The organism is Herbiconiux sp. VKM Ac-1786 (assembly GCF_015350805.1).
GTDB lineage: Bacteria > Actinomycetota > Actinomycetes > Actinomycetales > Microbacteriaceae > Herbiconiux.
In genome coordinates this window covers 1,462,580-1,474,412 of the sequence record NZ_JADKSG010000001.1, presented here as the reverse complement: position 1 = coordinate 1,474,412, position 11,833 = coordinate 1,462,580, and the positions used below count along the sequence as shown (strand labels likewise).

Here is an 11,833-nt window from a genome sequence, read left to right as displayed (position 1 = left end):
GGCCGCCGCACGGGGCCAGCGCCGAGACGGAGGCCGCCGCACGGGGCCAGCGCCGAGACGGAGGCCGCCGCACGGGGCCAGCGCCGAGACGGAGGCCGCCGCACGGGGACCCGCACGCGCATCCGCAACCCCGCTTCAGGCTGACTTCAGCCGCCGTCAATAGAGTGAAGGCATGAGCCTGGCGCACGCCGACCCACTGACCCTCACCTCGAACCTCGCCGCCGCCGACTCCGGCAGCGCGAGTCTCGGACCGATCGGCGACTGGGTGGTGGGCCTGATGGAGACGCTGGGCGCCCCCGGCGCCGGCCTCGCCGTGGCGATCGAGAACCTCTTCCCGCCGATCCCGAGCGAGGTCATCCTGCCCCTCGCGGGATTCGCCGCCAGCCAGGGTGACCTGAACGTCGTCGCAGCGATCGTCTTCACCACGATCGGCTCGCTCGTCGGCGCCCTCGCGCTCTACGGCCTCGGCGCCTGGCTCGGCCGCGAGCGCATGCGCACGATCGCGCGGCACATCCCCCTCGTCGACGTCGACGACGTCGACCGCACCGAGGCCTGGTTCCAGCGCCACGGCCCCAAGGCGGTGTTCTTCGGCCGCATGCTGCCGCTGTTCCGCAGCTTCATCTCGATCCCGGCGGGCATCGAGCGGATGCACCTGCTGAAGTTCGCCGCCCTCACCACCGCCGGCTCGCTGATCTGGAACACGGTGTTCATCCTCGCGGGGTTCTGGCTGGGCGAGCAGTGGCACGTGGTGGAGCAGTACGCCGAGATCTTGCAGTACGTGGTGATCGCGGTCGTCGCCGGAGCGGTGATCTGGTTCGTGGTGAAGCGGGTGCGCAAGCACCGCGCGGGCCGCACCGACGGGCCGATCTGAGGCGATCCGCCGCCCATGCCGAGCGGGAATAGGAGGGGTCGACACAGCGTTCCACTCCTCATCCGGACTGAAGTCCGGTTACGACCGCACGACGAGGTGCGGCACTCCCACCTCGACGAACGGACAGCCCCATGACGATCACCGACACCACCCGCCCCGCCTTCGATCGCGCCGCCTCCACCAGCGCGCCGATCCTCCCCACGCTCGCCGAGCGCTGGAGCCCCCGCTCCTTCGACGCCGCGAAGCCCATCGACGAGACCGTGCTGACCGCCTCCCTCGAGGCCGCCCGCTGGTCGCCGTCGGCTGCCAACTCGCAGCCGGCGCGCTTCATCGTGGCCCGCCGCGGCACTCCCGAGTTCGACGCCGTCGCCGCCACGCTGATGGGCTTCAACTCCGTCTGGGCCGGCTCCGCCGCCGTGCTGATCGTCGCGGTCGCCGAGGTGGTCGACGCCGACGGCAAGCCCCGCCGCTGGGCCGAGTACGACCTCGGCCAGGCCGTGGCGCACCTCTCGGTGCAGGCCCACCACGACGGACTGCACGTGCACCAGATGGGCGGCTTCGACGTCGCCGCGCTGACCGAGGCCTTCAGCCTCCCCGACGCGCTCGTGCCGATCACCATCACGGCCCTCGGCCACCTGGCCCCGGCCGACGCGCTCCCCGACGACGCCCTCCGCTCCCGCGAGACGGCCCCCCGCACGCGCCTCCCCCTGGCCGACCTCCTCCTCACCAACGCCTGACCCCCACCCCTGGCCCCTCACTGACCCCCGAGCCCCGGGCCTGACCCCCGCGGGCCGCTCCCCGGGTCGCACAAATGGCCCTTCCCGAGACTGGGAAGGGCCATTTGCGACACCCGGGCAGAGCGCTGGTGGGGGCGGGCTAGTCCGCGGGGTCCGCGCGGCCCGCGGGGTCCGCGGGGTCCGCGAGGCCCGCGGGGTCCGCGAGGTGGGGGCGGGCTAGTCCGCGGGGTCCGCGCGGCCCGCGGGGTCCGCGAGGTGGGGGCGTGCTAGTCCGCGGGGTCGCGCGCGGCCCGCGGGGTCCGCGAGGTGGGGGCGGGCTAGTCCGCGGGGTCCGCGGGGGCCGCGGGGTCGAGCGCGGCGTCGGGCAGGGCGGCGAGCGGGACGGGGGCGACCGTGAGGGCGTCGCCCGAGGGGGCGACGTCGACGCGGACGGTGTCGCCGTCCCGCACCGCGCCCGAGAGCAGCGCCCGCGCCAGGCGGTCGTCGATCTCGTGCTGCATCAGCCGCCGCAGGGGCCGGGCGCCGTAGATCGGGTCGTAGCCGTGCGAGGCCAGCCAGGTGCGTGCATCCGGAGTCACCGCCAGCGACAGCCGCCGCGACGCCAGCCGGCGCGAGAGGCGGTCGACGTAGAGCGAGACGATCTGCGCGAGGTCATCGGCCGAGAGCGCCGAGAACACGACGATGTCGTCGAGCCGGTTGACGAACTCGGGCTTGAACGCGGCGCGAACCGCGTCGAGCACCAGCGAGCGGGCCGAGGACGGCGAGAGCGTCGGGTCGACGAGGTACTGCGACCCGAGGTTCGACGTCAGGATCAGGATCGTGTTGCGGAAGTCGACCGTGCGGCCCTGGCCATCGGTCAGCCGGCCGTCGTCGAGCACCTGCAGCAGCACGTCGAAGACCTCGGAGTGCGCCTTCTCGACCTCGTCGAGCAGGATGACCGAGTAGGGCCGGCGGCGCACCGCCTCGGTGAGCTGGCCGCCCTGCTCGTAGCCGATGTAGCCGGGAGGGGCACCGAGCAGCCGGGCGACCGAGTGCTTCTCGCCGTACTCCGACATGTCGATGCGCACGAGCGCCTTCTCGTCGTCGAACAGGAACTCGGCGAGCGCCTTGGCGAGCTCGGTCTTGCCGACACCGGTGGGGCCGAGGAAGAGGAACGAACCGGTGGGACGGTCTTCGTCGGCGATGCCCGCGCGGGAGCGGCGCACCGCATCCGCCACCGCACCGACGGCCTCGCGCTGGCCGATCAGCCGGCGCCCGAGCTCGGTCTCGAGCTTCAGCAGACGCTCGGTCTCGCCCTGGGTGAGGCGGTCGACCGGGATGCCCGTCCACGCCGCGATGACCGCGGCGATGTCGTCGGAGCCGACCTGGTCGTTCACCATCCGCTCGGTGCCGTCGGCGTCGACCTCCGCCGCCTCGGCTTCGGCGAGCGAGCGCTCGAGCACCGGGATCTCGCCGTAGAGCAGCCGCGACGCGCGCTCGAGGTCGCCCTCGCGCTGCGCCTTCTCGGCGCGCATGCGGGCGGCGTCGAGCTTCTCCTTCAGCTCGCCGACCCGGTTGAGGGCGGCGCGCTCCCGGTCCCAGCGCTCCTGCAGCCCGGCGAGCTCGGCCGAGCGGCTGGCCAGGGTGGCGCGCAGGGCGGCGAGGCGCTCCTGCGAGGCCTCGTCCTTCTCCTTCTTCAGCGCGAGCTCTTCCAGGCGAAGACGGTCGACCGAACGACGCAGCTCGTCGATCTCGACGGGTGCCGAGTCGATCTCCATGCGCAGCCGCGACGCGGCCTCGTCGATCAGGTCGATGGCCTTGTCGGGCAGCTGACGGCCCGGGATGTACCGGTTCGACAGCGCGGCCGCCGCGACCAGCGCGGAGTCGGCGATCGCGACCTTGTGGTGCGCCTCGTAGCGTTCCTTCAGCCCGCGGAGGATCGCGATGGTGTCCTCCACCGACGGCTCGCCCACGAAGACCTGCTGGAAGCGGCGCTCCATCGCTGCGTCCTTCTCGACGAACTCGCGGTACTCGTCGAGTGTGGTGGCGCCGATCAGGCGCAGCTCGCCGCGCGCGAGCATCGGCTTCAGCATGTTCGAGGCCGCGACGGAGCCCTCCCCGCCGCCGGCGCCCATCAGCGTGTGCAGCTCGTCGATGAAGGTGATGATCTGGCCGTCGGCGTCGTTGATCTCCTTCAGCACCGCCTTGAGGCGCTCCTCGAACTCGCCGCGGTACTTCGCACCGGCGACGAGCGCCGCGAGGTCGAGCGAGACGAGCTGCTTGCCCTTCAGCGAGTCGGCGACGTCGCCGGCCACGATGCGCTGGGCGAGCCCCTCGACGACGGCGGTCTTGCCGACGCCGGGCTCGCCGATGAGCACGGGGTTGTTCTTGGTGCGGCGGGTCAGCACCTGACTGACGCGCCGGATCTCGGCGTCCCGGCCGATCACGGGGTCGAGCTTGCCGCTCGCGGCGATCTCGGTCAGGTTGACGCCGTACTGCTCGAGCGCGCTCTGGCGCTCGTCGCCGTTCGGGGTTCCCTGGTTGGTTGCCATTCGGTGTGATTCTCCTGCTATCTCAAAGACTTGAGTCGGGTGGACTCAACTTATCAGAACGTCCCGGCGGCCACCAGCATTCCCACGGTGTTGGGCTGTTGTCCATCCCACCGTGGTAAGAACGGGAACGTGCGCGTTCTCTCCCCCTCGGTGCGATTCCTGCTCGGCCTCGCCGGGTCGATCGCGATCGCCCTCGGCTCGTTCGGGGTGGGCTGGATCGGGCCCGACTCGACGCTGCACGACTGGGCCGCCCTGGAGTTCATCCGCAACTCGCGCGGCGGCGTCACGATCGCCGGGCTGCTGGTGGTGCTCGGCGCCCTGATGCTGCTCGTCGCGTGGATCGCGCTCGGCCTCTCCCTGCTCGAGCGACGGAACGGCAGAACCAGCACCAGCACCACCAGCACCGCCGCCCGCCGCACCTCCCTCAGCGAGGTCGTCGCATCAGCCGCCGCCTGGGGCGCCCCGCTGCTCGTCTCGCTCCCCCTGTTCAGCCGCGACATGTTCGCCTACGTCGGCCAGGGCCGCCTGATGGCCGCCGGCCTCAACCCCTACACCTCCGGCATGGCCGCCCTGCCCGGTTGGTACGGCATCGGCGTCGACCCGCTCTGGGCCGACACCAGCACCCCCTACGGCCCCGTCTTCGTCTGGCTCGAGCGCGTGGTCGTGCAGTCGACGGATGCGCTTCCCACCGAAGTGGCCGTGTTCGCCTTCCGCCTGCTGGCCGCGGCCGGTCTCGCGATGCTGGCGTACTACGCCTGGCGCATCGCGCGCCTGCGCGGCCTGAACGAGGCCGGCGTGCTGTGGATCGTGGCCGCCAGCCCCCTCGTCATCATGAACTTCGTGGCGGCCGGCCACAACGACTCGATCATGCTCGCCTTCATCGTCGGCGGCGTCTACTACGCCCTGCGCGACCGCCCGCTGCTCGGTACGGTGTTCATCGCCGTCGCCATCGGGGTGAAGCCGATCGCGCTGATCGCGCTGCCGATCATCGGCCTGATCTGGGCCGGTTCGGCCGCGGGGTGGGGCGCCATCATCCGCCGCTGGGCCGCGGTCGCCGGCATCGCGCTGGGCGGCCTGGCACTGGTCGGCTGGAGCATGGGCATCGGCATGGGCTGGCTCGGAGCGCTCGCCACGCCCGTGAGCATCTCGTCGTGGTACGCCCCCGCGAGCATCCTGGGCATCGGTGTCGGCGGTCTGTTCCAGGGCATCGGTCTCGACGGCGGTCTCGCGCAGGAGATCGTGAAGCTCGCCCTGCTGGGGGCCGGATGCACGCTGGCCGCGTACCTCGTGATCGCCCGGCGCCGCCTCGAGCCGCTGACGCTGCTGCTCGGCGTGTTCGCGGCGATCGTGCTCGCGTCGCCGGTGATCCACCCCTGGTACGGGCTGTGGCTGCTGACCCTGCTCGCACTCACCGGCGCCGAACGCCTCTGGAGCATGCGCACCGTCGTCTACTCGACCGTGTTCTTCATGCTGATCGGGCTGACCGAGCCGCTCGACCTCATCCCGCGCCTCGAGACCGACACGCGCATCCCGGTGATCATCATCGGCGTGGCGCTCGTGGGGGCCACCGCGGTGCTGATCGGCAGCGAGCTGCTCGTTCGGCGGCGCCGCGCGGTGCTCGGGTTCCGGATGCCCGAACTGGCCTAGCCCGCCCCGGCCGCCCCGGCGGCGCCCGCGCGGCCGCTCTGCGCCGTCGCGGCGCCCGTGGTAAGACATACTGTGCTCTCCGCCCATCATCGCCTCCGGCTCGCGATCGGGCTCGTGGGGTCGCTGATGATCCTCGCGGGGTCGGTCGTCGGCGGGTGGCTGGCGCCCGGATCGGGGCTCTGGGACGTCGAGCTCGTCGCAGCGCTGCGCACCAGCCGCGGGGCCGTGTACGTCGCCGCGATGCTCGTGGTCGGCGGGGTGCTGCTGCTGATGTTCGCGTGGTTGTCGCTCGGACTGTCTCTGCGGCGCCGCGAGGGGCAGGCGGCCGCCGGCGCCGACGGAGGGGCCACCGGAGCCGCCCCCGGCCCCCTGCGCCGCGTCGTCACCGCGATCGCCGTCTGGGCCGCCCCGCTGCTGTTCGCGCTGCCGCTGTTCAGCCGCGACAGCTACGCCTACATCGGCCAGGGGCGCCTGCTCGCCTCGGGCCTCGACCCCTACGCGCACGTCATGGCCGAGCTGCCGAACTGGTACGAGACCGGCGTCGACTACAAGTGGTCGACCACGGTCACGCCCTACGGCCCGGTCTTCGTCTGGCTGCAGAACATCGTGGTGCGGGCCACGGACTCGCTGCCCCTCGAGGTGACGCTGTTCGCGACCCGGCTCGTGGCCGTCGTGGGTCTCGCCCTGCTCGTGTACTACGCCTGGCGCATCGCCCGCCTGCGCGGCTACGACGAGGCCGCCGTGGTCTGGGCCGTCGGGGCGAGCCCGCTGGTGCTGATGGACTTCGTCGCCTCCGCCCACAACGACGCCCTGATGATCGGGCTGATCGTGGCGGGCGCCTACCACGCCCTGCAGCGGCGGCCCCTGCTCGCGGCGGTGCTCGTGGGGCTCGCCATCGGGGTGAAGCCGATCGCGGTGGTGGCGCTGCCGGTGATCGGCATCATCTGGGCGAGTCGCCGAGCCGACTTCGGCTGGCCGCGTCTGATCGCCTGCTGGGCGGCGGTCTCCGCCGTCGCCGTCGGCGGGGTCGTCGCGTTCGGGGTCGGCATCGGCTCGGGCCTCGGCTGGGCCGTCGGGCTCGGCACCCCGCTCGAACTCGGCTCGTTCTACTCGCCCTCGCGCATCCTCTCGCTCGCCGCCCGCGACCTGGCGAACGGCGCCGGCCTCGACGGGGCGCTCGCGCAGCGGGTGGTGGTCTGGGCGTTCCTGGCGGCCGGATGCGCGATCGTCGCGTTCCTCGTCACCGTGAAGCGGCGCAGCGATCCCCTTCGGCTGCTCGTCGGCAGCTTCGCGGCGATCGCCCTCTGCTCGCCGATCCTGCACCCCTGGTACGCCCTCTGGGTGCTCAGCCTGCTGGCGGTCGCGGGCATCCGCCGCACGTGGCAGCTGCGCGTGCTCGTCTACGCGACCGCGTTCTTCGCGATGGTCGGCATCTACGGTGAGCAGCTCGACATGATCGATCGCATCCGCGCCGATCCGGGAATCCCGACGCTCTACGGCTGGGTCGGGGTGATCGGCTCGGCCGGGCTGCTGGTGCTCTTCGAGCTGGCCCTGCGCCGGGCACGGCGACGGATGCCCGCCCCGACGCACCCCGAGCTGCCGATGCTCAGCGCTTCGTCGACACCATCACCGTGAACTTGGCGTTCCGCGCCACCTGACGGGTCTCGCCGACGGCGCGCTGCAGAGCGGCGCGGTACGAGAGGTGGGAGTTGAAGACCGTCCACAGCTCGCCGCCGGGGGCGAGCACGCGGCCGGCCGCCTGGAACAGCTTCAGCGCGATCCCGGCGTGCACCGTCGAGCCCTGGTGGAAGGGCGGGTTCAGCAGCACGAGGTCGGCGCCGCCGTCGTCGAAGGTGCTGAGGGCGTCGTCGCGCACCACGTCGACGTTCTCGACGTCGTTGGCGGCCATCGTGGCCCGGGCCGACTCGACCGCGGCGGCGGACTGGTCGGTCGCGAACACCGTGAGCTCGGGGCGGGCGCGCGCGAGATAGGCGCTCAGCACGCCGGTACCGCAGCCGAGATCGACGGCGGTGCGCGCATCCGGCCGCATCTCGCCGAGGTGCTCGAGCAGGAAGCGGGTGCCGATGTCGATCTTGGTGCCGGCGAACGCCCCGCCGGTGGCGCAGACCCAGAGGCCGGGCGCGGGCTCGGCGTGGAACTCGCGTCGCATCGCCACGGGCTCGGCGTGCGGATGCGGCTCCGACGCCACGAGCACCCGCGACTTCTGGCGGGCGAGCGTCGCGGTCACTCGCCCGAACGAGCGCTCGAGCACCTCGTTCATCGCGGGGGTCATGTGCTTCAGACGCCCGCCGGCGTAGACGACGACCTCGGGGTCGGCCCAGGCCGCGATCGCGTGCGCCAGCTCGTCGAGCTCGGCGAGCGAGCGCGGCAGCTGCATGAGCACGACGCGGGCGCCCGTCAGCAGCTCGGGGCCGAGGGGCAGGTTCTCGAAGCGGTCGCCGAGGTCGCGATCGGATGCGCGGCGCGCGTTCTCGGCGAGGGCGAGCTCTCCGGCCCGCGAATCCTGGTGCACCCGGATGCCCCGCAGATCGAGCACCGCCGCCGCCCCGAGCGTGAGGGCCCCGTAGGAGTCGCCGATGACGACGACCCGTCCCGGCCCGCCGGTCTTCGCACTGGCGGCGGCTTTCGCGGCCCTCGCGGCCTTCGCCTCGGCCTCGAGCGCGCCCAGCGCCTCGTCGAGGATCAGCCGGTCGCTGGCGTCGGCGGCGAACAGGTTGTCGGCCTCGACGTCGGGATGGCGGCGGAGGGCGTCGAACGAGAACTCTGGCACGCTCCAACGTTACGCGCTGCGCCCCTCCTCCCCCGAACCTCCGACCGGCTCGGCATTCGCGAACACCACCGCGAACAGCACGCCGATCGCCGTGGACAGCAGCACGGCCAGCGCCGACACCAGCACCACGGCGGTCACCGCGATGTCGTCGGCGTACTCCCCCGACCAGATGACGAGTGCCGAGAAGACGCCGACCATCACCGCCACCCACCCCGCGACCACCGTCAGCACGGCCACGAGCACCGTCGACAGCGCGAGCGACCACGACACGATCGACCGCGCCCGCCTCAGCCCGCGCCGCCGCAGCAGCGCGCGCCCCGCGAACCATGCCCCGGTGAGCACCACGACGGCGAGCGCCAGCACGAGCCACCCGCCCACGCTCTGCTCGGCCTCGTCCCACCCGCCGACGCTCCACCAGCTGAACCCGGCTACCAGCACGACGAGCGCGCCCCCGTTCACCAGCCCGGCGAGCGCGGCCCCGCCCACCTGCGAGCGCCCGATCGCCCGTCGTCGGCCGTGCCCCCGCGGCGAAGAAGTCGTCATCCCCCCAGCCTCGGGCCCCCCGACGACCTCGTCAATGAGTAATCGTCAGATCCGCACGACGCCCGTAGCCACACCGGGCACTCACCGGCGGAGCAGCCGTCCGAAGAACGCACCCAGCAGCACCGTGCCTGTCAGAACGAAGAGCATCGCCGCCGCCGTGGACACTACGACGATACCGATCACGACCAATGCCACATCGGGGAACGACATCACTGCGGCCACGAGCACCATCGCCCCCACCTGACCCAGGATCCCCACGACGACCACCCACAGGACGACCGCTGCCACCAGGGTGCACGACGTGACGGCCACCGGCCGATCCACGGCGGCCCATTGCGCAGTGAGGGCTCCGGCCAGCCAGGCGAGTACAACCATTGCGATCGCCTCGACGATCAGCGTCAGCTCGCCGAGGAAGAAGCTCGATTCAAAAAAGGCCAGGTGCACGGCGAGCATGATGACGCCCACGCAGAGCGGCAGGCCGATGGCGAACCCGCAGGTCACGACATTCCGAGGGTACCGCTGCACGACGCTGATCCTGGGTGGCGACGTCATCCTCTCAGCCTGGGCCGCGCATCGCGGGTCGTCAATGAGTAATCGTCAGGGGAAGGGGAGGGAGGGTCAGAGGTCGAGGTCGGGGCGCGGGGTCCAGACCATGAGCTCGGTGCGGCGCTGGGTGCGGGTGCCGTGCTTGAGCGAGATGACCTCGCCCTCGACGCCGGCCGCGAAGACGCGGCGGCCGGGGCGGTTGAGGAGCTCGTCGGCGAGGGCACCCTCGAGCTCGCGCACGCGGGCTCCCAGCTGGGCGACCTGGTTCTCGAGCTGCAGGATGCGCGCGATGCCCTCGAGGGAGACGCCCTCCGACGACAGCCGGGCGATCTCGCGCAGCTGCACGACGTCGCGCATCGAGTAGCGGCGGGACTTGCCCGCCGTGCGGGTGGGGCGCACCAGCCCCAGGCGGTCGTACTGGCGCAGCGTCTGCGGGTGCATGCCCGCGAGCTCGGCCGCGACCGCGATGGCGAACAGCGGCGAGTTCTCGTCGACCCCGTCCATCTCGCCCTCCGTCCTGTGGTGATCGTCCTGTGCTGATCGTGAATGAAGAATGCGAAAGCGGCCCCGGCCGGTTCCAGAGAACCGGCCGGGGCCGTTCGCTACTCGCGCGCCTTCTCGAGCAGTTCGACGCGCGGGTTCTCGGGCGGCTCCACCGCGTGGAACGCCTCGAGCGCCTCGCGCTGAGCCGGCGACAGGTGCGACGGAACCGCGACCTGGACGACCGCGAGCAGGTCGCCGGTGCCCTTCGAGGTCGAGACCCCGCGGCCCTTGACCCGCAGCACGCGCCCCGAGGGGGTGCCCGCCGCGACCTTGAGCTTGACGGGGGATCCGCCGAGCGTCGGCACCTCGATGGTGGCGCCGAGCGTCGCCTCGACGAACGTGACCGGCACGTTCACCCGCAGGTTCAGCCCGTCGCGCTCGAAGACCGGGTGCTTCCGCACCGAGACCGTGAGCACGATGTCGCCGGGCTCCCCGCCGTCGGGCGAGGGCTCGCCCTTGCCGCGGAGCTTGATCTTCTGCTGGTCGGCCACGCCCGCCGGGATCTTCACCGTGATCGGCTTGCCATCCGCCGTCTGCAGCTTGATGGTGTCGCCCTTGACCGCGGTGACGAAGTCGATGGTCGTGCGCGCCGTGACGTCGCGACCCCGGGTGGGACCGTAGGCCCCGCCGAAGCCGGCCCGACCGCCGCCGCGCCCGAACATGCCGCCGAGGATGTCGTCGAAGCCGCCGGGAGCCTGCTGGTAGCTGTAGCTCTGCCCGCGGGCACCGCCACCGCCCTGGCCGAACATGCCGCCGAAGACGTCTTCGAAGCCCCCGGCCTGGCCGCCGCCGCCCGCCGTGAAGCGCGCGCCGGAGCCCATGGCCCGGATCTGGTCGTACTCCTTGCGCTGCTCCGCGTCGGAGAGCACCGAGTAGGCCTCGCTGATCTCCTTGAAGCGCGACTCGGCCGCGGCGTCGCCCTGGTTCGAGTCGGGGTGGTACTGCCGGGCCAGCTTGCGATAGGCCTTCTTCAGGTCGGCGTCCGAGATGTCTTTCGACACCCCGAGCGTCTTGTAGAAGTCCTTGTCGAACCAGTCCTGGCTAGCCATTGGGCACCGCCACCACGACCTTGGCGGCGCGCAGCAGCGTTGACCCGAGGTAGTAGCCCGACTCCACCACGTCGGCGACGGTCGGAGCCGTCACGTCGGCGGTGGGCTGCTGGAAGATCGCCTCGTGGATCTGGGGGTCGAACTCCTCGCCCGCGGTCGCGAAGGGCTTGAGGCCCACGCGCTCGACGGCCGAGCGGAGCTTGCCGGCGATCGCGGTGAACGGACCGCCCTCCTCGAGGTCGCCGTGCTTCGCAGCCCGGTCGAGGTCGTCGAGCACGGGCAGCAGCACCTTCACGACGTCACCGACGGCGCGCTCGCGATCGCTGTCGCGGTTCGCCTCGGTGCGCTTGCGGTAGTTGGCGTACTCCGCGGTCACCCGCTGCAGGTCGGCCAGCCGCTCGGCGGCCAGCTCGTCGGCCGAGCTCTGCCCCGAGAGGAACGAGAGGTCGGCGTCGGAGAGCGAGGTCTCCACGTCCGGTCCTTCAGCCTGGATGAACCCGGAGTCGGGGGTCTCCTGCTCGGAGGCCCCCGACTCGTCAGCAGGCTGACGACCGTTCTGGTTGTCGTCAGTCATG

At 72.1% G+C, this 11,833-nt stretch carries 11 protein-coding genes; 4 read left to right on the top strand and 7 right to left on the bottom strand.

From position 1 onward, the window contains the following. Positions 1-172 precede the first annotated feature (172 nt). The gene (locus ITJ64_RS07350) at positions 173-871 is read left to right on the top strand and encodes a DedA family protein (RefSeq protein ID WP_228507730.1); all 699 of its coding nucleotides are present in this window, start codon (positions 173-175) and stop codon (positions 869-871) included. A gap of 131 nt (positions 872-1,002) precedes the next feature. Then, on the top strand, positions 1,003-1,608 hold the full coding sequence (locus ITJ64_RS07345; RefSeq protein WP_194680023.1) for a nitroreductase family protein: 606 nt from the start codon (positions 1,003-1,005) through the stop codon (positions 1,606-1,608). Between the two features lie 317 nt (positions 1,609-1,925). On the opposite strand, the gene ITJ64_RS07340 is transcribed toward ITJ64_RS07345, so the two are convergent. Further along, the gene (locus ITJ64_RS07340) at positions 1,926-4,139 is read right to left on the bottom strand and encodes an ATP-dependent Clp protease ATP-binding subunit (RefSeq protein WP_194680022.1); all 2,214 of its coding nucleotides are present in this window, start codon (positions 4,137-4,139) and stop codon (positions 1,926-1,928) included. Positions 4,140-4,268: 129 nt separating this feature from the next. Here ITJ64_RS07340 and mptB (ITJ64_RS07335) point away from each other — a divergent pair, with 129 nt between their 5' ends. Both mptB (ITJ64_RS07335) and mptB (ITJ64_RS07330) read left to right on the top strand, forming a co-directional pair. Beyond that, positions 4,269-5,786, top strand: coding sequence for a polyprenol phosphomannose-dependent alpha 1,6 mannosyltransferase MptB (gene mptB / locus ITJ64_RS07335; protein WP_194680021.1), 1,518 nt, complete (start codon positions 4,269-4,271; stop codon positions 5,784-5,786). A 72-nt stretch (positions 5,787-5,858) separates the two neighbouring features. Further along, complete coding sequence (gene mptB, locus ITJ64_RS07330; RefSeq protein ID WP_194680020.1) at positions 5,859-7,421, top strand: polyprenol phosphomannose-dependent alpha 1,6 mannosyltransferase MptB; 1,563 nt, start codon at positions 5,859-5,861, stop codon at positions 7,419-7,421. On the opposite strand, the gene ITJ64_RS07325 is transcribed toward mptB (ITJ64_RS07330), so the two are convergent. The 6 genes from ITJ64_RS07325 to ITJ64_RS07300 all read right to left on the bottom strand — a co-directional run bounded on the left by ITJ64_RS07325 (position 7,393) and on the right by ITJ64_RS07300 (position 11,832). After that, positions 7,393-8,577, bottom strand: coding sequence for a class I SAM-dependent methyltransferase (locus tag ITJ64_RS07325; RefSeq protein WP_194680019.1), 1,185 nt, complete (start codon positions 8,575-8,577; stop codon positions 7,393-7,395). The genes mptB (ITJ64_RS07330) and ITJ64_RS07325 overlap by 29 nt on opposite strands. A gap of 9 nt (positions 8,578-8,586) precedes the next feature. After that, entirely contained in the window at positions 8,587-9,120 is a 534-nt protein-coding gene (locus tag ITJ64_RS07320) for a hypothetical protein (RefSeq protein WP_194680018.1), read from the bottom strand. Positions 9,121-9,201: 81 nt separating this feature from the next. Next, the gene (locus ITJ64_RS07315; RefSeq protein WP_194680017.1) at positions 9,202-9,672 is read right to left on the bottom strand and encodes a hypothetical protein; all 471 of its coding nucleotides are present in this window, start codon (positions 9,670-9,672) and stop codon (positions 9,202-9,204) included. Between the two features lie 66 nt (positions 9,673-9,738). Continuing rightward, entirely contained in the window at positions 9,739-10,170 is a 432-nt protein-coding gene (locus tag ITJ64_RS07310) for a heat shock protein transcriptional repressor HspR (protein WP_194680016.1), read from the bottom strand. A gap of 98 nt (positions 10,171-10,268) precedes the next feature. Continuing rightward, the gene (locus tag ITJ64_RS07305) at positions 10,269-11,258 is read right to left on the bottom strand and encodes a DnaJ C-terminal domain-containing protein (RefSeq protein ID WP_194680015.1); all 990 of its coding nucleotides are present in this window, start codon (positions 11,256-11,258) and stop codon (positions 10,269-10,271) included. Then, on the bottom strand, positions 11,251-11,832 hold the full coding sequence (locus ITJ64_RS07300) for a nucleotide exchange factor GrpE (RefSeq protein ID WP_194680014.1): 582 nt from the start codon (positions 11,830-11,832) through the stop codon (positions 11,251-11,253). The genes ITJ64_RS07305 and ITJ64_RS07300 overlap by 8 nt, the downstream gene beginning before the upstream one ends. Position 11,833: the final 1 nt, after the last annotated feature.